The 22,247-nt window shown below is 40.5% G+C and carries 26 protein-coding genes and 1 tRNA gene; 11 read left to right on the top strand and 16 right to left on the bottom strand.

What is annotated here, in order from left to right; translation table 11 throughout:
- Positions 1 to 149: 149 nt before the first annotated feature.
- The 6 genes from ABXG83_RS03980 (at position 150) to ABXG83_RS03955 (ending at position 4,312) form a co-directional block, all read left to right on the top strand.
- Positions 150 to 647: a CAP domain-containing protein gene (locus ABXG83_RS03980; protein ID WP_353550195.1), complete on the top strand. Its 498-nt coding sequence runs from the start codon at positions 150 to 152 to the stop codon at positions 645 to 647.
- Positions 648 to 821: 174 nt separating this feature from the next.
- Positions 822 to 1,826, top strand: coding sequence for a class 1 fructose-bisphosphatase (gene fbp / locus ABXG83_RS03975; protein ID WP_353550194.1), 1,005 nt, complete (start codon positions 822 to 824; stop codon positions 1,824 to 1,826).
- Between the two features lie 173 nt (positions 1,827 to 1,999).
- Positions 2,000 to 2,404, top strand: coding sequence for a hypothetical protein (locus tag ABXG83_RS03970; RefSeq protein WP_353550193.1), 405 nt, complete (start codon positions 2,000 to 2,002; stop codon positions 2,402 to 2,404).
- 2 nt (positions 2,405 to 2,406) lie between these two features.
- Positions 2,407 to 3,171 carry an ABC transporter ATP-binding protein gene (locus ABXG83_RS03965; protein WP_353550192.1) on the top strand — a complete coding sequence of 255 codons (765 nt, stop codon included), beginning with the start codon at positions 2,407 to 2,409 and terminating at the stop codon, positions 3,169 to 3,171.
- Between the two features lie 56 nt (positions 3,172 to 3,227).
- Positions 3,228 to 3,755: a YfiT family bacillithiol transferase gene (locus ABXG83_RS03960; protein WP_353550191.1), complete on the top strand. Its 528-nt coding sequence runs from the start codon at positions 3,228 to 3,230 to the stop codon at positions 3,753 to 3,755.
- A complete protein-coding gene (locus ABXG83_RS03955) occupies positions 3,755 to 4,312 on the top strand; it encodes an NUDIX hydrolase (protein ID WP_353550190.1) in 558 nt (185 codons plus the stop codon). Before ABXG83_RS03960 ends, ABXG83_RS03955 begins: the two co-directional genes overlap by 1 nt.
- Positions 4,313 to 4,327: 15 nt before the next feature.
- Here ABXG83_RS03955 and ABXG83_RS03950 read toward each other — a convergent pair whose 3' ends face one another.
- From ABXG83_RS03950 to ABXG83_RS03910, 9 genes are all read right to left on the bottom strand, one after another.
- Positions 4,328 to 5,623, bottom strand: coding sequence for a folylpolyglutamate synthase/dihydrofolate synthase family protein (locus ABXG83_RS03950; RefSeq protein WP_353550189.1), 1,296 nt, complete (start codon positions 5,621 to 5,623; stop codon positions 4,328 to 4,330).
- 87 nt (positions 5,624 to 5,710) lie between these two features.
- Positions 5,711 to 6,592 carry a hypothetical protein gene (locus ABXG83_RS03945; protein ID WP_353550188.1) on the bottom strand — a complete coding sequence of 294 codons (882 nt, stop codon included), beginning with the start codon at positions 6,590 to 6,592 and terminating at the stop codon, positions 5,711 to 5,713.
- A gap of 205 nt (positions 6,593 to 6,797) precedes the next feature.
- Positions 6,798 to 7,565: a TSUP family transporter gene (locus ABXG83_RS03940; RefSeq protein ID WP_353550187.1), complete on the bottom strand. Its 768-nt coding sequence runs from the start codon at positions 7,563 to 7,565 to the stop codon at positions 6,798 to 6,800.
- A gap of 25 nt (positions 7,566 to 7,590) precedes the next feature.
- Entirely contained in the window at positions 7,591 to 8,793 is a 1,203-nt protein-coding gene (locus tag ABXG83_RS03935; RefSeq protein WP_353550186.1) for an MFS transporter, read from the bottom strand.
- 8 nt (positions 8,794 to 8,801) lie between these two features.
- On the bottom strand, positions 8,802 to 9,719 hold the full coding sequence (locus tag ABXG83_RS03930) for a DMT family transporter (RefSeq protein ID WP_353550185.1): 918 nt from the start codon (positions 9,717 to 9,719) through the stop codon (positions 8,802 to 8,804).
- Between the two features lie 23 nt (positions 9,720 to 9,742).
- Positions 9,743 to 11,056, bottom strand: a complete 1,314-nt coding sequence (locus ABXG83_RS03925) for a radical SAM protein (RefSeq protein WP_353550184.1) — start codon at positions 11,054 to 11,056, stop codon at positions 9,743 to 9,745.
- Positions 11,057 to 11,137: 81 nt separating this feature from the next.
- Positions 11,138 to 11,710 carry a hypothetical protein gene (locus ABXG83_RS03920; protein WP_353550183.1) on the bottom strand — a complete coding sequence of 191 codons (573 nt, stop codon included), beginning with the start codon at positions 11,708 to 11,710 and terminating at the stop codon, positions 11,138 to 11,140.
- 4 nt (positions 11,711 to 11,714) lie between these two features.
- Positions 11,715 to 12,749: an agmatinase family protein gene (locus ABXG83_RS03915; RefSeq protein WP_353550182.1), complete on the bottom strand. Its 1,035-nt coding sequence runs from the start codon at positions 12,747 to 12,749 to the stop codon at positions 11,715 to 11,717.
- 109 nt (positions 12,750 to 12,858) lie between these two features.
- On the bottom strand, positions 12,859 to 13,395 hold the full coding sequence (locus tag ABXG83_RS03910) for a hypothetical protein (RefSeq protein ID WP_353550181.1): 537 nt from the start codon (positions 13,393 to 13,395) through the stop codon (positions 12,859 to 12,861).
- 103 nt (positions 13,396 to 13,498) lie between these two features.
- Here ABXG83_RS03910 and ABXG83_RS03905 point away from each other — a divergent pair, with 103 nt between their 5' ends.
- The 3 genes from ABXG83_RS03905 (at position 13,499) to ABXG83_RS03895 (ending at position 17,182) form a co-directional block, all read left to right on the top strand.
- A complete protein-coding gene (locus ABXG83_RS03905) occupies positions 13,499 to 13,918 on the top strand; it encodes a cytochrome c maturation protein CcmE (protein WP_353550180.1) in 420 nt (139 codons plus the stop codon).
- 47 nt (positions 13,919 to 13,965) lie between these two features.
- On the top strand, positions 13,966 to 16,422 hold the full coding sequence (ccsA, locus tag ABXG83_RS03900; protein WP_353550179.1) for a cytochrome c biogenesis protein CcsA: 2,457 nt from the start codon (positions 13,966 to 13,968) through the stop codon (positions 16,420 to 16,422).
- A 178-nt stretch (positions 16,423 to 16,600) separates the two neighbouring features.
- On the top strand, positions 16,601 to 17,182 hold the full coding sequence (locus tag ABXG83_RS03895) for a DUF4294 domain-containing protein (RefSeq protein WP_353550755.1): 582 nt from the start codon (positions 16,601 to 16,603) through the stop codon (positions 17,180 to 17,182).
- 73 nt (positions 17,183 to 17,255) lie between these two features.
- Here the strand turns inward: ABXG83_RS03895 and aat are convergent, their stop codons facing one another.
- The 4 genes from aat to ABXG83_RS03875 form a co-directional block, all read right to left on the bottom strand.
- Positions 17,256 to 17,900 carry a leucyl/phenylalanyl-tRNA--protein transferase gene (gene aat, locus ABXG83_RS03890; RefSeq protein ID WP_353550178.1) on the bottom strand — a complete coding sequence of 215 codons (645 nt, stop codon included), beginning with the start codon at positions 17,898 to 17,900 and terminating at the stop codon, positions 17,256 to 17,258.
- 97 nt (positions 17,901 to 17,997) lie between these two features.
- Entirely contained in the window at positions 17,998 to 18,303 is a 306-nt protein-coding gene (locus tag ABXG83_RS03885) for an ATP-dependent Clp protease adaptor ClpS (RefSeq protein WP_353550177.1), read from the bottom strand.
- 330 nt (positions 18,304 to 18,633) lie between these two features.
- Positions 18,634 to 18,708 (bottom strand) — tRNA-Val (locus ABXG83_RS03880).
- Positions 18,709 to 18,777: 69 nt separating this feature from the next.
- A complete protein-coding gene (locus ABXG83_RS03875; protein ID WP_353550176.1) occupies positions 18,778 to 19,068 on the bottom strand; it encodes a hypothetical protein in 291 nt (96 codons plus the stop codon).
- A 135-nt stretch (positions 19,069 to 19,203) separates the two neighbouring features.
- On the opposite strand from ABXG83_RS03875, the gene ABXG83_RS03870 reads away from it, so the two are divergent.
- Positions 19,204 to 19,536, top strand: coding sequence for a DMT family protein (locus ABXG83_RS03870; protein ID WP_353550175.1), 333 nt, complete (start codon positions 19,204 to 19,206; stop codon positions 19,534 to 19,536).
- A 70-nt stretch (positions 19,537 to 19,606) separates the two neighbouring features.
- On the opposite strand, the gene ABXG83_RS03865 is transcribed toward ABXG83_RS03870, so the two are convergent.
- The 3 genes from ABXG83_RS03865 to ABXG83_RS03855 are packed head-to-tail and all read right to left on the bottom strand — an operon-like array spanning position 19,607 to position 21,307.
- Positions 19,607 to 19,990 (bottom strand): hypothetical protein, encoded by a 384-nt coding sequence (locus ABXG83_RS03865; RefSeq protein ID WP_353550174.1) that lies wholly within the window; start codon positions 19,988 to 19,990, stop codon positions 19,607 to 19,609.
- Positions 19,991 to 20,046: 56 nt separating this feature from the next.
- Positions 20,047 to 20,256: a hypothetical protein gene (locus tag ABXG83_RS03860; protein WP_353550173.1), complete on the bottom strand. Its 210-nt coding sequence runs from the start codon at positions 20,254 to 20,256 to the stop codon at positions 20,047 to 20,049.
- Positions 20,257 to 20,260: 4 nt separating this feature from the next.
- On the bottom strand, positions 20,261 to 21,307 hold the full coding sequence (locus tag ABXG83_RS03855) for a YCF48-related protein (protein ID WP_353550172.1): 1,047 nt from the start codon (positions 21,305 to 21,307) through the stop codon (positions 20,261 to 20,263).
- A 140-nt stretch (positions 21,308 to 21,447) separates the two neighbouring features.
- Here ABXG83_RS03855 and ABXG83_RS03850 point away from each other — a divergent pair, with 140 nt between their 5' ends.
- Positions 21,448 to 22,179 carry a tRNA threonylcarbamoyladenosine dehydratase gene (locus tag ABXG83_RS03850; protein WP_353550171.1) on the top strand — a complete coding sequence of 244 codons (732 nt, stop codon included), beginning with the start codon at positions 21,448 to 21,450 and terminating at the stop codon, positions 22,177 to 22,179.
- The last annotated feature ends 68 nt before the right edge of the window (positions 22,180 to 22,247 follow it).

The raw sequence follows: 22,247 nt of genomic DNA, 5'->3' as shown, positions 1-22,247 counted from the left end.
ACCGGTGTAAACAACGGTCAAAATCAAAGGGTGTATAACAAGTGCATAGTATTTGTTTCCATAGGTTTATACTTTTCTTGGGAGATTTTGTAATCTGATGATTGTAATTTGGTATAGTTGTTGTTTTAAAGGAGAAAAAATATATGCGAATGATTCGTATTTTATTTACTGTGCTGGGTATATTCCTGCTGCCTTTATTATTGCTCTCCTGCAATCGTAATTTATCTGCGATCGAAAGATCCAAATCCGATCCTGTTATTGTTAATGCATTTACCATGTCCAACGATATTCTTTATCATGTGAATGAATATCGTAAAAAGAAGGGGCTAGGAATGCTTAAAGGGATCGCTGCTGCCGATGAGCAAGCAGCATTACACAGTAAAAATATGGCACTCAAACGAACCGCTTTTGGGCATGATGGATTTGAAAACCGTATTCAACGAATCACAAAATCAACAGGAACTATAATGGCAGCGGCTGAAAATGTAGCTTATGGAAAGTTGTCAGCTGAAGAAGTGGTGAAAGGATGGATTAATAGTCCGGGTCATCGAAAAAATATTGAAGGCAATTATACCCAGACGGGTATTGGTGTTTACCAGGATGCAAAAGGTGTGATTTTCTTTACGCAGTTATTCATCCGTCAATAATTGAACAGACCGTGCCATTCATGCCAGCAATCTTAAAGGGATAGATAAGTTCTGTTCTTTACGAAGAACCATCTGTATAAGGAATTTGATAGTGTAATTCTTACACGACTTTATAAATTTTGTGAGAACCATTTTCAAATTAAATACCTTCGTGCAAACGATTGCCCTTAAGCCATGACAGTAAACAGAAGAATCCTTACACTGGATGAATTTACGCTGCAACAATTGAGACAATTTCCTACCGCAACTGGTGAATTAAGTAGTTTATTAAGAGATATCGGTCTAGCCGCTAAACGTGTGAATGTTGAAGTAAATAAAGCCGGACTGGTGGATATTCTTGGAGACGCCGGCACCATCAATGTGCAGGGTGAAGATGTAAAGAAACTGGATATCTATGCCAATAATCAATTCATGGGTGTTCTGCAGCATGGTATCAGCTGCGCAGGTATTGGCAGTGAAGAGTTAGATGATTTTGTTGTGTTTGATGATGAAGTAAGTAATCAGAGTAAGTATGTTGTCATGTTCGATCCACTGGATGGTAGTGGTAATATTGATGTGAATGTTTCTATCGGAACCATCTTTAGTGTATATCGCAGGGTAAGTGAGCGAGGTAAGCCTTGTACCAAAGAAGATTTTTTACAGCCCGGTAATCGACAAGTAGCTGCGGGATATGTTATTTATGGTTCGAGTACCATGTTCGTATATGCTACCAGAAGAGGTGTAAATGGATTTACTCTGGATCCGTCTATCGGAGAATTTTGTTTGAGTCATCCTGATATTAAATGTCCACCTACCGGCAAATTCTATTCTGTGAATCACGGTAATTTCTTTCAATACGATGAAGGTGTCAGAAAATACATTGATGCTTGTCAGCGAAAGACAAAAGAGACCGGTGGTCCATACACACAACGATATATTGGAAGTATGGTGGCAGATGTTCACCGAAACCTCATCAAGGGGGGCATTTTCATGTATCCCGGCACTACTGAGAAACCAAAGGGTAAGTTGAGGTTATTGTATGAATCCAATCCGTTTGCCTTTATTCTGGAAGTGGCTGGTGGACGCGCTACAGATGGAAAGCAGCGTATTCTTGATATACAACCAACTGAGTTACATCAACGAACACCACTCTTCATTGGTAGCAGGGAAATGATGGATGAACTCGAAAGCTACTTGTAATACATCAGCAGAGAAATATCAATTCAGCAGTTGATATTTCTCTGTTCATCGGTGAGATTAGGTCTTTGTTTTTGCTTATTTTGTGCAAAAAAATGTACCGCCTCCTTTTTATTAGTTCCTTTTTACTGATTTGTTCTTTCGCACAGTCTCAGCAACGTCTTGATCCGGGGCAGATGCAGTACATCATCAATCCCAAACCTAATAATATTTTATACCGGGATACGCTGTACAGAGGAAGCAAACAATTCATGCATTTGTTTTACCGTACACATGATCAACAAATCATCGGCTTATACCAGAAGCACCAGTCGAATAAAGTGGCAGGACAAATCTTAGGCTTGGCAGGAAGTTTTGCGATCATATTCGGCGTTGGAAATCTATCTGATGAAAATAGAAAAGGTTCAGGTTGGGCATTGATCGGAGGTGGTTTTGCATCACTGATGACAGGAGGGTATTTATCCTTACAAGGACAAAGAAATCTGGCTTTAGCTGTAACTTTATTCAATCAACGTCATAACAAAGCGGTTTTGGGTGTTGGTGTTTCTCAACAACAAGCCGGGTTTGTGTATAAATTTTAACCATGAGTCAGCCAATCATTAAGGTTACCAACCTGCATAAAAAGTATGGAGATTTTGAAGCGGTAAAAGGGTTAAGCTTTGAGGTATTACAAGGCGAGATCTTTGGTTTACTGGGTCCTAATGGAGCGGGCAAATCAACCACGCTTGAGATCATTGAGACACTTCGCGAAAAAACAAGCGGTAATGTATGGGTAGATGGATTTGACCTGGATAAACAACCCAATGAAATCAAAAAAATCATTGGAGTTCAATTACAAACATCCGGGTATTATCCGGGTCTGAATCTGGTAGAGTTATTACAGCTATTTGGTGGCTTATACAATCGCGCAATTGATCCTTTGTCTTTACTTGATATGGTGAATCTCCGTGATAAAGCCAAAGCGAAATTCAAAGACCTGAGTGGTGGACAAAAACAACGTTTTTCCATTGCAACAACACTGATCAATGAACCACATATTATATTCCTTGATGAACCGACCACCGGTCTTGATCCGCAGGCGAGGAGAAATTTATGGGATCTGATCCGACAAATCAGAGATAAAGGCACCACGGTGATCATTACTACACACTATATGGATGAAGCAGAGATATTATGTGATCGCGTTGCCATTGTTGATAAAGGAAAGATCATTGCATTGAATTCGCCGGATAAGTTGATCGATGAATTGGTCGCTACCGGTTTTGAAAAACCCAAAGAAGTGAAGCAGGCCAATCTCGAAGATGTATTCATCCATCTTACCGGACATGCTTTGCGCGAAGGAGCATAAGAAACAAGAAAAACCCTTTACTATAACCCATAAGCCATAATCTATAATCTATTTCTATGACTAAAGATCCACGTTATCCGATCGGGAAATTTGAACCTAAGCCTTTTAGTGAGCAACAAAAAAAAGAATGGTTGGCGGATATTCAGTTTCTTCCGGAAGAAGTCGAACGTGCTGTTTTGAATTTAGATGCAGCGCAAATACAGACACCTTATCGTGACGGTGGCTGGACCGTTCAACAGTTGGTACATCATATTGCGGATAGCCACATGAATGCGTATATCCGTTTTCGTCTTGGCTTAACAGAAGATAATCCGGTGATCAAACCCTATGATGAAAATGCCTGGGTTCAATTGGCTGATATTGAGAAAGTGCCCATCAATGTTTCATTAACCATTTTGCATGGGGTACATCAACGTTTGTTAGCAACGATCAAAGATTTAACTCCAGAACAATGGGAGAGAAAAGTTACACACCCTGAGCATGGTAGAGAAATGTCTATGTGGTTTTTACTGGGACTGTATGCTTGGCACGGTAAACATCATACAGCTCATATTACAACATTACGTGAAAACAAAGGTTGGTAATGCGAGAATTGAGGTGGAAGAAACTGGCATCCCAAAAAGTATACAGCGATCGCTGGTTCCAGGCTCGTGCAGATAAGTGTGAGTTTCCCGATGGCAGAATCATCGAACCTTATTATGTAGTGGAGCTCCCGGATTGGGCCAATATTTTTGTGGTAACAAGTGATGAAAAAGTGGTACTGGTTCAGCAGTACCGATATCCTGTGGATCAGGTGACCTATGAATTGCCCGGAGGTGTGATTGATTTGGGCGAAGATCATAAGACAGCTGCTATTCGTGAGATGCAAGAGGAGACAGGATATCATTCAGATGAAGTTGAATTTCTTTGTCAGTTGTGTCCGAATCCTGCCATCAATAACAATACGGCCTATTTCTATCTTGCTAAAAATGCAATACTGGGAGAGAAGAAAAGTTTTGATGCATTTGAAGACATTGAAATTTGTCTGTTTACAAAAGAAGAATTTCTGCAATTACTCCGCGAAAATAAAATACAACATGGGGTGCAGTTAGGCCCAATCTATGAAGCACTACTCAGACTCAATTGGATAGCTGCACGATAAGAGATGATTGAGATACTAGAAAGATGTATTCACTTCTCCTACCAGAAATACACTTCCACAAACAAGGATCAGGTCTTCAGGATCAGCATTCTTGATGGTTGCTTTCAGTGCGGTATTCACATCATCAAATCGATCTCCGATCAAACCAAATTGAGCAGCTTGTTCTTGTAGACTGCTTGCATCCAGCGCCCTGGGAATTTGAGCTTGTGTAAAATGATAGATCGCATGCTTCGGTAAAATGGCTAAGACGGCATCAATGTCTTTGTCTTTGACCATTCCAATAATGATGTGTAAGTTTTTATAAGTAACATGTGATAATTGTTGATTGATGGCTTTGATTCCATCTTCATTGTGTCCAACATCAAGTATCACAGCAGGATTTGTTCGAATGATCTCCCATCTGCCGTGCAGTCCTGTAAGTTTTTTTACTTGCGATAAAGCTTTTTGAATGATCGCTATTCCGGTATTCCATCCGCTATGTGCCAATTGATCAGCGGCTTCCAGCACCGTTAGGATATTCTTCAATTGATACATGCCGGGAAGGTCGATGCTAAATGTATCGCTTTCTTTTGTTGTCTGATGTAACGTTGTTACTTGTAGCTGATGATGCGCATAATTCCAATCAAGGATCGATCTTTCTCTTTGTGCATAGATTAAAGGCGAAGATACCTTACCTGAAGTATTCTCAAAGACCTGTTGTGTTTCAGGGAGTACTTCTCCTATGACACAAGGAATTCCAGCTTTCATGATACCTGCTTTTTCCCCTGCGATAGCGGTCAGTGTATTACCAAGCATGTTCATATGATCCATGCCGATATTTGTAATAACACTTAGCTCGGGTTGAATGATATTGGTACTGTCTAATCTTCCGCCCAGTCCTACTTCAATGACTGCAATGTCTACCTGTTGTTCAGCAAACCAGCTGAATGCCATTGCAACAGTGATCTCAAAAAAAGAGGGCTCAATTTCTTCGATCAGTGGTTGAATTTTCTTCGTAAAACGAATCACAAATTCCTCAGAACACATTTCTCCATTGATCTTGATACGTTCCCTGAAATCTTTTAAATGTGGCGAAGTGTACAATCCTGTTTTATAACCGCCTGTCTGTAAGATAGCAGCCATCATATGACTCACAGATCCTTTTCCATTGGTACCTGCTATATGAATGGATTTGAACTGATGATGCGGGTTTCCCAATGCTTCACATAAACGTATCGTGTTGGTAAGGTCTTTTTTGTAAGCAGCAGCCCCAATACGGCTGAACATGGGCAATCGGGTAAAGAGATAATCGATCGTTTCGGCGTAGGTCATTGTAGACTCAAAACTGTTGGCGACAAATGTATGAAACTATATGATTGAGATACTGAAGCCGTCGATTCGACTTATTTGCCAAAATGATTAACCTTTTAATTTGAAACTAAAGACCAATGTACCTGTTTGCTCATCTGCATTGCCTGCATTTAATTTGAGCGATCTGGCCTTACGCAAGGCAATGTTTCTGATATTTTGATTGGTAGTGGTAGTGCCTCTTGGATTGACAACGGCCATGGTTACATTACCTGATTTATCGACAGTGATATCAACCGCTACTTTTGCATTTTCATTAAAGTCGTCCTCAAAAGAAGGGATACTTCTGAAACTTCTTCCGGTTAATCCACTACGGATACTGACCCCTCCGGATCCTCCTGAACCACCATTGCCACTCGCGGCATTGCCTTTGTAGCTATCAGAGTTCGGATTGCCATTTGGATTGCCTTGATCTCCCTTTCCTCCTGCAATTCCTTGATTTTTTACACCATTATAGCTGTCTGCATTATTGCCACTCGTAGTAGTGCTCGTACCACCCTGAAATACAGCTTTGGGTTTTGGAGCTGGTGGAGTGGGGTTACTAACCGTGTTATTCGTTGGCTTCGTTATCGCAGGTTTATTCTCACTCAGTGGTTTTGTAACAGGTTTGTTGATCGTTTTATTGACTACCGGAGCATCGTCTGCTTCATTTTCATCGCCGGTAATATTGGGTTGATCAGTAGTAGGGGTAGATTTGGATGGAGTATTGGCATCCTGCGTTTCAGAGGGGGCGCCGGGTATTTGTGGAGCTATATCGCCCAATCCTGTTTCACTGTTACCTAGATTGACTTCAATTCCTTCGCCAAAATCCGGTTGTGGAATCTGCGGTAAACTCCATTGCAGCATGAAGAATAGTAAAAACAAAGCAGCGCAAATCACCAATGTGATCAATGATGCTTTGATATTTTTTTCTTTCTCAAAATCAATTGTCATGCTTGCATGGTTATTCATATAAAAATACAGCTATGCTTTCAGTCATTGAAGAATGTTGAAAATTACAGCCATAACCATGCAGTAATCCACTTTTGGGGTATAAAGAAAGGTTAATTGTATGGTAGAAGAGGTCTCATGACTAATGGTTCAGGGGATATGGTAGGGGCGACTAGTGATAAATTAAAAATATTTGTTCCATTGGCCATTAGCCCACAAACACATCATAGCCAAATCTCAGCAGCGTTGCGATCACAATAATGAGAAAGAAGATTCGAATGAACTGATTCCCTTTCTTAATGGCTAAGGAAGCTCCGATCATTCCGCCGACGGCATTACTAATGGCCATGGGGATGGCCACTGTCCAGAGAATGCTTCCTTTTAACAAAAACAAAACGATCGATCCCAAGTTGGTGGACAGGTTCACAATTTTTGCATTTGCACTCGCCTGTAAAAAATCGAATCCGAGTATTGCAATAAAGGCCACTACAAGAAAACTACCTGCACCCGGACCAATGAATCCGTCATAAAATCCAATGACAAGACTGATCAATATGCTAAGCCTGATCACTTTCTTATCGGAGTGTTTTTTATGTACTTGCTGACCAAAATCTTTTTTGGTATACGTATAAATCGCTACAAGGATCAGTACTATAAAAATAACCGGTTTCATGTACTTGTTGCTCACCAATGTCAATAATTCTGATCCTGCAAATGCTGCGACAAAAGCGGTCATACACATGACAAATGTGAGTTTCCAATTGAGTTGTACTTTTTTGAGATATTGTCTGGCAGCGAAAAAAGTGCCGCTAAAAGAAGGTATTTTAATAGAGCCGATCACTGTTGAGACAGGAAGATCAGGCAACAGCACCAATGCAGCCGGTGTTTGTATCAATCCACCTCCACCCACGATCGCATCTACGAATCCTGCAGAGAAAGCGGCAACACATAATAGGATCAAAGTAAAAGTATCCATGCTAGGGTGAAGATATGATTGTAGGTTAGTTTTTTTTCAGAAGTGTCTTCATTTTAGTCAATCCAAAAATGGGGCCTGCTGCTAATAGTGGCAAAAGCCAATACTTATCGATCGTTGCTGATGTCCAATTATCCCATATCAGATTCAATGTTTCAATACTAACAATGGTGATCGCGAAGCCTATAGATGTCACAAGTGTAAGTGCTGTTCCTTTGGTCTCCGGAGCTGCGGTCTGAGATACCAATGCAGAAAATTGCGGTGAGTCAGCGATCACAAAACATCCCCATACCAATAAGCCTGTAATAAAAACAACAGGAGAGGCATAGAAAAATAGAGGGGATAGCAGACAACACATACCTGAAATCATTAAAGATGCCCAGGCCACTTTAGCGCTGCCAATTTTATTTGAAACAGCACCGCCGATCACACAGCTGATACAACCTATTCCTATGATCACGAATGAAAAGAATGAAACTGGTATTGTTGTAGCATGTAAATGATTATACCATGTGATCATCAGTGGAACAAATGCCCAGAACGTGTACAGTTCCCACATATGTCCGAAATACCCGAATGACGCAGCTTTGAAAGGTTTGTTGTGAAACAATGCCAATATGTTCATGCGTTTAAGACCGGAGGCCTTACTACGATTCGGACCATCTTTTAAAAATAACCCAACAACTATTCCGCCAGCAGCTGCGAAGCAAGAAGTAAGGATCATAACTTCCGACCAATTGGAAATTGCTATCGTGCTTTTGATCAGGTGTGGTAAAGCTTTACCTGCCACCAATGCCCCTACCAAAAATCCTAAGGCTTTACCTAATCCCTTTGCATACCAATCAGCAGCGATCTTCATACCAACCGGATAGACACCTGCGAGAAAAAATCCGGTAAGTAATCTTAATGTTAATAGCAAATACATGTTATCGCTGACCGGTATAACGAGTATGTTGAACAAAGCAGCCATTAATGCACACCACATGAAAACTTTTACGGGGGAGAATCGATCTGCGATACTTAGTAAAGCAAATACCAATGTACCAATGATAAATCCTGATTGAACAGCAGTCGTAATATTTCCGAGCAAACTGTCTGGTAAATGATATTGCAATTGTAATGCCGGTAAAATTGCATTACCTGCAAACCAAACGGATGTTCCCGCAAATTGTGAAATAACGATCAACGGAAGAACATATGGTGGAATAGTGGATGATGCAGGTTGCTTCATACCGTAAATTACTGTTTTATGCGATGACGGTTTTGCATAGTATTGGCGATAATGAGTCCGCCAATGACCAATAACCCACTCATGAAATGAATGGAGTTGATTTTTTCACCCAATAACCAAACAGCTTCCAGTGTGCTGAAAATAGGGATGAGATTCCCAAATAGAACCGTGGTACTTGCACCTAACTTGTGTAATGCAGCATTCCAGCAAAGAAAGGAAATAACAGAAGTGCCAAGCCCTAAATAAATGATGGACCCAAATAGATATCCATTCCATTGAACAGGACCTGTAATATTGAACTCCACTAAATATGCAGGTAGCAATAAGATTGATCCGAATAAAAAAATGACGAATAAGAAATTAACGGCGGAAATACTGGCAGGTTTTTTTCTGACAAGTATATTGTAGATCGCAAATGCCAATGCACCTGCAAGGACCCAAAGATCACCTACCGCAAAAGTGAATGATGCAAGATTAGCCCAACTTCCTTTTGACAAGAGTAAGATGATACCTGAAATGCATAAAAGAATGCCAATGATTCTGAATGCATTTAATTTTTCTTTCAAAAAAGCAACCGCCATAATGGTGGCAAAAATGGGAGAGGATGTGGTGCCTATCAATGCCATATTGATGGCAGAAGTATAATGTCCGGCAACATATACAAACGTATTGAACAATGTGATGCCTGTCAGTGCTACCCAGAACAGGTATTTCCAGTGACTGCGAATGACTTCTTTTTCTTTTTTGAATTGATGATAAGCCAACGGTGCGATCAGAAGTGTTGCCAGTGTCCATCTGTAAAAGGCAAGACTGACCGGAGGGATTTGCTGACTTACGCCTCTGGAGATCACAAAATTACCTGACCAGATCAACGTAGCTAATACTGCCAATGCAATACCGGTGTAATAATCTTTTTTTGCAACCATTCTGTTATTGGTTCTGTAAAATGCTATTGGTATAATTCAGCACCAGCAAAATGCTGATCATAGTTTCCTTTGATTCGCTCCATCGGTGGATTGAAATATCCGAATTTCACTTTGGGGAATTCTTCTGAGATCAATGACATCAATTGTTTTACACCTAACATTTCACCGGTCTCATGAACGCCTATTTTACCCATGTACCAATCTGGGTCAATATTAAAATTACGCCACTGGATCATTGAGAGATCCGTATCAATGATCAATTGACGCAATGCTTCATATTCTTCTACACTATCAGTCATTCCAGGAAATACGAAGTAGTTGATACTTGCCCATCCTCCATAACTGCGTACGACTTTCAGACTTTCAATGATATCTTCAAAGCGATAGTTATTAGGACGGTAATAGGGTTCATAAATATGTTTGCGTGCAGAGTTGGTACTCACACGAATACTGTTCAATCCTGCTTCACATAAGGCTTTCACGGCATCCGGTTTAGAGCCGTTGGTATTGATATTGATACTGCCTCGGTCTGTATGTTTTCTGATTTGTAGAATCGCTTCACGAATGGTCTCCCACATCAATAAAGGTTCGCCTTCACAACCCTGACCAAAGCTTACGATCGGAAATGGAGCATTCATTAAATGGGGGACTGTAAACTCAACGATCTCTTCCGCCATGGGTTTAAAAGTGAGACGATCTTGTGTAGATACGATCGTTTCTTCTTCAGGTTGAAAAGAGATACAACCAACACAATTGGCATTACAAGCAGGAGAGGTAGGTACAGGACATTCCCATCTGGAAAGAGAGAAGTTCCTGGCTGCCGGACAATTGTATGTCATACAGCAGTTCTCCATCAGGTGTTTTACTAAGCGGTTATCAGGATAATTATTAAGTAATTGATGCGTACCGGTTTCGATCTTCTTTGCATCATAACCTGCGCATTCTTGTCTGATGTCTTTTTCAATTCTTACTGCCGGTACATAGATCTTTTCATTGTACCATCCTGCAGCAGTGTAACAAAACAATGGAAGTGTGGGTGCATCGGGTAAGGTTTCATAGGCTGCAATGTATAAGCCTGTATGCGCAGGCGGGATGAATGCCGCTACTGCCCAACCTTTTTCACATAAACGCATTTCACCTGTGACCACATCAATGCCAATACCTCTTCGGCCGGGGAGTTCGTATAAGTTTCCACCATCAGGCAATTCGATCCATTCATCTGAAGGAACCGGGAATGCATCCCAACCTGCTCTTCCAGTGGCATACAGGCTGGTATCTTCAAAGATATTCCCATTACCATCAGAGTAAAGTATGTATGGAGATTGTGTCATTGCCATGATTATTTGATTTATGATAGCCCCCAATATTAAAGAACATTTATGAAAGCATCCGGTAAGTACAGGTCAAGCCCCGCTATTCTATTTCACTTCTACTTTAGATATTATCGATCTGCAGAACTCATTGAATTCTTTCTCTAACTGAGGGGTAGTTTGCGAATCAATTTCTTTCTGTAGTAATTTGTTGTTTTTGAAATCAAGGGTCAATAAACCATCTTTCAAAACAACATTGCTCAGCTCATTCCACTTGTAATGTTTACGAGGAAAAGTATTGAATACTACTTCATGCTCATCAAAAGCGATCTCTCTTGGAAATTTTACTTGTTTCTCCATTACAGCAGCAATAACATACACGGCGAATATCCATACATAAGGAGACTTCAGTGTAATGAACAAACCCCATGCGGCAAATAAAAGCCCGATCCTGTAATATCCAACCTTGTCATTACTTTTTCTTGCATAAGTGAAAATGATCCAGCCCAGTATCAGTGTTGCGATCGTGAATGGCATCACAGATGCATTGGAAAAAGGGGTCAAGGCATCTTCTAAAAGAACGATCACGGCCAATAACAACATCATGATGCTGATATTGTCTACCAATTTAAAACTGCGTTGTTTTAATACAACAATATAATCAAAGGTCTTTGCCGCCATCTTATTATTTGATCATCAGGTTACAGAGTCTCCACAATAAACGAGCTCCTACGTTGCTATCCCAATCTGTTTGTCCGACTCCGATCTCAACCAGATCAAATCCGATCAATTGTCTGCCACTCTCTTTCACCTTTTTGAAAAGATACAATACTTCTTCTGTTTCAAATCCACCTTGTACCGGCGTACCAGTATTTGGACAGTATTTGCGATCCAGTCCATCGATATCGAAACTGATGTATACTTTTTCAGGGAGTTGATTTACGATCTCATCTGCGATATGTTTCCAGGTATCACCTTCAAATTTTCTTTCTTGAATGTTCTTATCGAAGTAAGTAATAACTCTAAAGTTGCTGTTGCAGATATAATCCCATTCTTCTTCACAGAAATCACGAATGCCTGCTTGCACCAATTTGGTAATCTGTGGAATTTCATTCAATGCATTGTACATCACTGACGCATGGGAATAAACGAAATTCTCATATGCTTTTCTAAGATCGCAGTGTGCATCTATTTGAAGAATACCAAAGTCGCCATGTTTTTCAGCGAGAGCTTTCATGAAACCAAGAGGGGTGCTGTGATCACCGCCTAATAATCCAACCAATTTGCCTTTGTCCAACAAAGCTTTTGTTTCTTCATATACCCACTGGTTCATCATTACACTGCCTTCATTGATCTCTTTAAGGCTTTTGCACATGAACTTATTCTTTTCCACTTCATCGCCGTGAGAGATATAGTCGATGTATAATTCAGCCTCTTTACGCAGGTAATCACTTTTCAACAAGATCTTTTTGTTGGTCTCTTTCATGTAATAACCCTGTTTCCATCCACCTGGAACATCAGCGTCAAAGAGATCCACTTGAATACTGGCTTTTAACACATGCTCTGCTGCGCGTGCTGTGCCGGCACCATAACTCACGGTTACTTCCCAGGGAACAGGAAGGATCACGAGGCGTGCATCTTCTTCAGAAAAAGGGAGTCCGAAAATGTTGTTGTTGGGATTACCAACCGTGTTGGGGTCAAACTGTGATAGATCGGTCATGATATTTCTTAGATTGCAAACAGGGCGCAAGTTAGGCGCATTTTTCGGAATTATGACTGTTTGTGCCGCTCAGCATGGATAATTTGAGCATTGCGTATACCATTCAGGGTTATTTCGGCTCATATTTCTCCATGAATGACTTGAACAGGTATTCCCATGCGATAAAGGGTATCAGGTACAAGGTATAACCCGGAATGGCTTTTACAGATAGTGGTAGCCACCAGGCATGAAGTAATAGACTGATCAATAAGATCCATTTGAGTCCCAGCCATCCTTCCAAAAACCAGCGGTCGGGTAGTGCAAAAGGGATTAAGACCCATACAAAAGCCGGATTAAAAAGGGCACGTCCGGTGTATAAATAGGTATAAATGAAAAATCCCATTAAAAAAGCAAGTATAATGGCGGTATAACGCCCGGGGAGGATCAGAAAAATGAGTAGAAAGGTGGAAGTAAAGATCCATTTCCAGACATCTACTTGGAAATAACTTGGGTCTATGAATCCGGGAAAATCTACATGATCAAAGGGGAGGGCATTGGACATCCAAAGACATAAAAAGATCAGGAATAACCAACCGGCAATGATCCTGGCCATGAATTTTTTATATTCCTGTAATGTGTTTGTTTCTGAAGGGTTCTCCTGCTCCATGTCCTAAAATTGTGGAAAGAAATCTGTTTTAACAAGATTGCCAGACAAACATCAGGCGTTGCTTGTTCATTTTGGGCTACTTTTGCAGCGTAAAAAGGTCGACATGAAAAAAACACATATCATCATATTGGTTCTCATTGCAGCTGCTATTGTAGTATTGATCAGTTATACAGGCGATTTGACCACGTATGAAACCATTGCATCTGCCAAGCAGAAAGAAGGAAAGTTTGTGAACCTGATCGCTAAGTTGGATAAAACACAGCCTTTGGAATATGATGCAGTGAAAAATCCGAATTATTTGACTTTTACAGCTGTGGATACCTTGGGTAATAGCATTAAAGTGGTGTACCATAATAATAAACCCACCGATATGGAGAAAAGTGAACGTCTTGTTTTAAAAGGAAAAATGCAGGGCGATCATTTTGAATGCAAGGATATCCTGTTGAAATGTCCTTCGAAATACAAGGATGATCCAAAAGCCATGCAACAACAGCCTGAGATGAACAAAGAAGTGACCAATTAAGTTATGAAGGTTCCTGATTTTTATTCCCTGACAGAATTCAATTAATCATGCAATATTTAGGAGAACATTTACTACCCGGACAGGCAGGTCATTTTTTTGCAGTTTTATCATTGGTAGCATCACTGATCGCTACCATTGCTTATTTTAAGGCAAGTCGTATCAGTCTGGATAGTGAGAGAGTTGGTTGGATCAGAATGGCACGTGTGGCATTTCTGGTAGAGACGATCAGTGTTCTTGCCATGTTTGGTATTTTGTATTATATCATCTCCAATCATCTTTTCGAATATAAGTATGCATACAACCATAGCGACAGAAGTCTGCAGATGGAATATCTGTTGAGTTGTTTCTGGGAAGGACAAGAGGGGAGTTTCATGTTGTGGAGTTTTTGGCATTGTGTATTGGGCTGGGTATTGATCTGGCGTGCCAAAGCCTGGGAAGCAGGGGTGATGACGGTGATGAGCTTTGCACAGTTTGCTCTTGCCACCATGTTATTGGGTGTATACATTTTTGGCGTGAAGATCGGAAGTAGTCCTTTTGTGTTATTGCGCAATGAGTTTGATTGGCCGATACTCGAAAGACCTGATTATCTCAGTTTGATCAAAGATGGTACGGGACTGAATACATTATTGCAGAACTATTGGATGGTGATCCATCCGCCGATTCTGTTCTTAGGTTTTGCATCTACTATCGTTCCCTTTGCTTATGCAATTGCCGGTTTGATGAGTAAGAAACATGAGTGGGTAAAGCCATCACTACCTTGGGCTTCTTTCTCTGCAGCCGTATTGGGAACAGGGATCATGATGGGGGCTGCATGGGCATATGAAAGTTTATCCTTTGGTGGTTACTGGGCCTGGGATCCGGTAGAGAATGCTTCATTGGTGCCATGGTTAACTTTGGTGGCCGGTTTGCATACCAATCTTATTTATCGTCATAGCGGTTATTCGCTCAGACCTACTTACTTTTTTTATATCATTACGTTCTCACTCATTTTATATTCAACTTTTTTGACCAGAAGTGGAGTGCTTGGTGATACTTCAGTACATGCTTTTACAGATCTGGGTATGAATACTCAATTACTATTGTTTGTATTGGTGTTCTTTGTACCTGCATTGGCATTGTATTTCAAAAGCTATAAATCAATTCCATCTATTCAAAAAGAGGAGAACACATATAGTCGTGAGTTTTGGATGTTCATCGGGTCATTGGTGTTGTTCTTATCAGGTATGGTGATCATTGCAAAGACCTCTACACCTGTATTCAACAAATTATTCGGAACCAATATTGCGCCTCCGGAAGACCCGGAATTCGCGCATAATCAGATACAGATATTTGTTGCGATCATCATCGGGGTACTGACTGCTTTAACACAATACCTGAAATACAAAGACACACCTAAACGTTTTTTTGGTAAACATATTTGGATACCTACACTGATCACTGTGATCATTAGTTTATCTATTAGCTTCTTTGGTGAGATCGGATATGATAAAAAAGGTCCAGGATTTTTATTCGCGATTCATTTGGCTATTTTTTCAGCTGTGTATGCGGTTGTAGCCAATAGCTCTTATATCTTCTTAGGATTGAAAGGGAAGCTAAAAGCTGCCGGAGCTTCAGTAGCACATATTGGATTTGGATTGGTGCTCGTGGGAATATTGATCTCATCTGCTAAGAAAACGGTACTGAGTTGGAATACAACAGGGGTAACACCGTTAAGACAAGAAGATGCAAAAGAACGTGGTAACCCTGCAGGGAATCCTGCTGAAAATATCACGCTTTTCAAAGGAGTGGCTACAGATATGGGTCGATATATGGTGACCTATGTAAAAGATACTTTAAATGAAAGAGACCGTAAACGTTATTACGAGATCTCATTCAAAGCAAAGCAAGGGGATGATTCTTTTAATCTCTATCCCGATGTTATCAAGAATAACAAGGGAATGGAGGGTTTTGCTGCCAATCCGGCTGCGAAACATTACTGGCATAAAGATATTTTCGCTTACATCACTTCTTTCCAGGAAAACAGTTCTGAAGACACAACCAGTTTTACCAATCGAGAGATCAGTGTCGGTGATACTTTGTTTTACAGCAATGGCTTACTCGTTCTGAATAAAGTATCTGTTAACCCTACAGAGAAATCTCAACTATACGCGCAAGGTGAAACAGCGTTGTTCCTTGATATAGCCGTATTGTCTAAAGATGGTCGCAGGTACACAGCTACTCCGGGAATTGCAGTCACAGGTAATGAGTTCAGGGCTATTCCGGATACGGTTACCGCACAAAGTCTGATCCTTAAATTCAATAAGGTAAAGGATGAGAAGAAAGGCTTATTGGAGATAGGTATCAAAGAAAGCGGCGCTATTACGGATCTGATCACATTGAAAGTGTATGAATTCCCGATGATCAATGTACTATGGCTCGGTATCGTGATCATGGTGATCGGTTTTGTAATGTCTATCATTCAAAGAAATCGTCAATCGAAGAACACCTTAAAAGTGGCTTCTTAAATCGTCCTCATATACGGTTGCTGCCTGCTGTTGATTTTGATTGGCATCAAGCAGCAACCGATTTGTTAAAACTGTTCCATCTCCCGGGTTACTTTTCTTCACAGGCAGCATTAATTAGAAAAACTAGTTCTATTTTTAAGTAATGCGTGTCCCTGGCAAAAATATTATGTTGAGCATTGTGCTCATTTTGCTGACCTCATTGTGCCTTTCTGCACAAGAACGGGGGCCCTATGATACCGTACGTGTATATGCTTATATCACACCCGAAGGAGATACGATCCCTGAAAGTATTTTGCCTCCCGTAGAAGTCATTGGTAAGTTGACCGGCAAATGGAAACGTCATTGGGCTGAGTGGACACGTTTGCGTAATGCAGTATACGTTACTTATCCCTATGCTATAGCAGCCAGTAAAGTGATGAATGAGATCAACGCAAGACTCGTGAATGTATCTGATAAACAAAAGCGAAGAGCCATTATTAAATCAAGAGAAAAAGAACTGAAACGAGAATTTGCCGATCAACTAACGAAGCTTTCGGTGTATCAAGGTAAAGTGTTGATGAAATTGATCTATCGTCAGACCGGGAATAATTGTTATGAGATCATCCAGGAATACAAGGGCGGATTCAATGCTGCTTTTTGGCAGACCATAGCAGTGATATTTGGCAGTAACCTGAAGCAGAATTATGATCCCTATAATAAGGATCGCGATATGGAAACGATCGTGCGTGATGTAGAAGTCATGTACGGTTACAAAAGCTAAAAAGCTTCTCAGCGTTCTCGTATTCTCTGTGGCGAACTACTCGAATATGTACCGCAGAGAACATGAGTGAATGCTAGATATGTTGTTTAAGCAACCGAATAAAATGCGCTCTCGGAATCATTTTTGCACCAAGGCTTTCCAGGTGGTCGGTATGTACCTGGCAATCGATAAGTATTATCCCTTCTTGCTGTAATTGTTTTACCCAATGAATGAAAGCAAATTTGCTGGCATTACTCACTTTGCTGAACATGCTTTCTCCGAAAAAGAAAGGTCCCATTTTAATACCATACAAGCCGCCTACTAATTCATCATTGACCCATGTTTCCGCAGAATGTGCATGTCCAAGTTGATGTAGTTCAATGAAAGCCTCTTTTAATTCCTCAGTGATCCATGTCCCATCTTGGCCTTTTCTAGGGAGTGATTGGCAATGCGTAATGACATCACCAAAAGCAGTATTGGTTTTGAATGTAAATGTTTTCTTCTTGATGAGCTGTTGCATGCTTTTGCTTACTTTCAATTCATCAGGTATCAATACAAATCTTGGATCGGGGCTCCACCATAATGGGGGAGTATCATCATACCATGGAAAGATACCATTGCGATAGGCCAGTAACAATCTTTCAACGGAAACATCTCCACCCATGGCCAATAATCCATCTTCCAAAGCATCTGAGACAGGAGGAAACCAGAGAGTGGAAGTGAGAGCGTGTAAAGGCATAAATACAAAATGAGAAATAAGGAATATGAAATAAGGAATATGAAATGATATTAGTTGATTAATTGAAATACTTTCTCATTTCTCTGTTTCTTATTTCTTATTTTATGTTTTCTATAGTTGCACCAATACCGCGGTCTGTGATGGCATCACACATGGGTTTGAGGGTATCGTAATCGCCTTTTTTGACTGCGTATTTACCCTGAAAGTGAATGATAAGCGCGCTTTGTTCTGCTTGTTCATGAGAATGTCCGCAGACTTCCATCAAAGTTTCGATGACCCATTCGAAAGTATTCACTTCGTCATTCCACACGATCAACTGATAAGGGGTGGTGGTTTCAACCATCACATCTTCATCCTGTGATTCCCATGGACGTGGGGAAGTCGTATTCACAATTACGGTCATAATGCAAAATTATAGATCGAATCAATAATGAAACCGTAAAAATGGATGAATAAAAAAACATCCGTCAAAGGGAGATATTTTTTTGGTGGGAGCACACGGGTTCGAACCGCGGCCCCTCCCGACTGAAGTCGGGATGCACTAAAGAAACTGAGTTTATGCTGGGCATAAAAAAACCATCCACAAGAAGTGGATGGTTTTTTTTTATTCTGTGGGAGCACACGGGTTCGAACCGCGGCCCCTCCCGACTGAAGTCGGGATGCACTAAAGAAACTGAGTTTATGCTGGGCATAAAAAAACCATCCACAAGAAGTGGATGGTTTTTTTATTCTGTGGGAGCACACGGGTTCGAACCGCGGACCCTCTGCTTGTAAGGCAGATGCTCTAAACCAACTGAGCTATGCTCCCGTTTTGTTGGGAGTGCAAAAATAGGGTCTGAAACATTACTGCCAAAAAAAGTTTTGAGATTTTTTAAAATTAGTTGAGTTGCAGTGCGGGTAAACGATAATGCTGGCTATCATACACGAATAATTCCTCGATCTCATAGGTCCAGTATTTATACAAAGGAGATTTGACCAAAACTTGGTCTGCCGCTTCTTTGCTCTCTGTATTCATGGTGATCCAGCAGGTTTGACTTTCCATACTCACCGCATAGCTGTCGAAAACGCCCTTGTTCAATAAGAAATTGACATAAGTACGATGGGGGGGGACCAGCGTCATGAAATCATCATCCATCTGAAACTTAATGATCGCCTGAAACTTTTTCATACTTGCCTGTTTTAATTGATTGAAGTACCTATACAATATCCATGCTGATTTTCCGAGCGTGGCAATCTGGCAACCTAGATGTTGTTTTCCTGCTGATATTGCAGTTATTTACTGCCACATTCAAATCGAATCTATATGATCAAAACCATTTTATTACTCTTAGTATCCAATGTCTTTATGACTTTTGCCTGGTACGGTCATCTCAAACAACAGGGTATGCCATTATGGAAAGCGATAGCCATTAGTTGGGGGATCGCTTTTTTCGAATATTGTTTAATGGTTCCTGCAAACCGTGCCGGTTATGCAAATGGCTTCACAGGCTTCCAATTAAAGATTACCCAGGAAATCATAACGCTGCTTGTATTTACCATATTCGCAGTTTTTTATCTGAAAGAACCGTTTCAAACCAAATATTTGATCAGCTTTTTATTTATCCTCGGAGCGGTATATTTTGCTTTTAAAAAATAAGGAGTACTGATCCGCACAGTACTCCTTTTCCGTATTCAAAAAAAACAACAATGAACTAAATGGGTTGGTGTCATGATCCAATTCTTCTACGCAACATTCTTTTATGACCGGGATTCAAACTGTCAGCTCTGTTCTTGGCTTTTTCTTTGAGCGCTGCTTTTTGCTCGGGTGTTAATTCTTCATAACGCTTGCGCATATTTTCACGCATCGTTTTTTTCTGCTCAGGAGAAAGACTGTCGTAACGAGCCCTCATTTCTTTTTTTCTTTCAGGAGATAGCTCATATCGGCCATGTTTTCTTCTTTCCTGTAATCTTTCTTTTTGCTCTGGGGTAAGACTGTCTGTACGTTGACGAATTTTTTCTCTGATCTCTTCTCTATTCTGTGCAACAGCAGTATTTGTTTGAATGGCGATGCAAAACAAAGCCGCCATACCAATGAGAAAGGTCTTTTTCATGTCTTTAAGTTTTTAATAAGACATGAGCAATACCTCGGAGTTTAATCGATCAAAAATTATTTCAGGCTTTTAACTTTTTCTATGATGGCAGTACCAAAAATGCAGAGCCCGCTATTAAAAACAATGAGCGAAGCAGTACCATACCAGAACCAATTACCTCCACTTGCTTTAACAGCACCAGCATCAATGGCCATCGATAATCCTGCGCCTACCAATACAAGTCCGATCGGCGCCATGAACAACCATTTCTTTTGATGTGTATTCATAGTATTAAGGTAAGATCAGTTGAGCAATTCTTCCATTCCCGCCGGCAAGAAAAATGGCCTTGCCGTTTCTTGCTTTTTGTACAACATGGAAACTTTCCTTCGAAATGAGTTGCCATGTTTGTCCGCCATCTTTGGAAACATCGATACCGGATGTACCACAAGTGACCAATTCATTTTCATTCAAATAGATCACACAAGAGCGATATCCATGAGGAGGAACGGAAGGTTTTGAAAAGATGGGTTTACCATTTTTGAACTGAACCAATACACAGTTGTCTATGGCAATGGTATCTTTCGAAAAGTCACCTCCAACTATCACTGCGAATTTTGTTTTACTCCAATAATCGATAGAGTTAGCTCCTGTAGATGTACCACCCTGGATCATCGGTAGAGAGTCATTGAATGAATAGTTGTATACATCTTTAATGCTTGCTTTACTTCCACCAGTCACTAAGAGTGTAGGAGTGCCGAAATCTTTTTCAGGGATCAATTTGATGTTTGTACCACTGGATGCAAACATAGCTTCGGTGTCTTTGACTTTGCGCACATCTTTTTTTCCATCTTTAACAGGCATGATTTGCCAACTATTGCCATTATCCATAGACATCGCTGTAAATAGATGCCCTTGAATGGGATCACCTACAACGATCATTGATCCGTTTGGGGATCGATCCATTGCATCCAAAAACATGCCCTTGGTCGTATCTTCAAAAACCTTCCTCCAATTTTTACCACCGTCCGTGGTTTTCAAAATCACAGCAGGCTCAGCGATGGCCATGATCACAGCGGTATCAGCACTTAAAGCTTCTATGTCTCGGAAATCCCTTTTTTCATAACCCGGAACAGAAATCCACTGCAAGTTTTTACCTCCATCCGTTGATCTTACGACGGATCCATTACTACCGCTTGCCCAAAATACTTGGTCGCTCACTACACTTAGTCCACGAAAGCTCACTCTTTTACCCGATTCCAATACTTGAATCTGTTGAGTCTTACCGGAATAAGTAAATAACAGGAATAAACTGCCAACAATTATTTTATAAAACCGCATGAGTACTTCATTTTTGCTCTTTGAAGATAGGGGAAATAAGAAACAAGAAATAAGAAACAAGAAATAAGAAACAAGGAACAAGAAAAGGAATCAAGAAATCAAAAATTCAAAAAATCAAACATCAAATGATACCTTACTGGATGAGTCGGACCCAACTTTTATTGGGTGATGAGCCGATCGAAAAGTTAATGACAAAAAATGTGCTGGTGGTTGGACTGGGGGGTGTTGGTGGTATTTGTGCGGAGATGATCGCTCGTGCGGGAGTGGGTAAGATGACGATCGTTGATGCCGATACAGTGGATCTCAGCAACTGTAATCGTCAGATCCCCGCTTTACATTCTAATGCAGGGAAGCTAAAAGCAGAGGTTATGGCAGATCGTCTAAAAGATATCAATCCTGATCTTGATCTGACCGTCCTCACAGAATTTATACGTGATGAACGTACCAATGAAATCTTAGATCAAGGCAAATTTGATTATGCAGTTGATTGTATTGATACCCTTTCCCCGAAAGTATATTTCATCAAAGCTTGTATAGACCGTGGTATTCCCATTGTTACATCTTTGGGTGCAGGAGGTAAAGTAGATCCATCGCAAGTGATGGTTACAGATATCTCTAAAACACACCAATGTAACCTCGCAAAATACGTTCGTAAAAAATTACATGGATTTGGAATCTATAAAGGATTGAAGGTTGTGTTCAGTCCTGAAAGAGCTGACCAAAGTCGTATCATTGAAACCGAGAAAGCCTATCCAAAAAAATCCATCATTGGCACTATCAGTTATATGCCAGCTATTTTTGGATGTGTTGCAGCTAGTGTCGTGATAAGAGACCTTTATGGGGATGGGAGATCGCAAATGTCAGATGTATGATGTCAGATCGCAGATATCTGATGTATGATTTGGGATGTAGTTATTTCTCTCTATTTATCCTGAAACAC

The sequence above is a fragment of the Sediminibacterium sp. KACHI17 genome, assembly GCF_040362915.1.
Taxonomy (GTDB): domain Bacteria; phylum Bacteroidota; class Bacteroidia; order Chitinophagales; family Chitinophagaceae; genus Sediminibacterium.
This window is presented reverse-complemented; position numbering and strand designations above follow the sequence as displayed.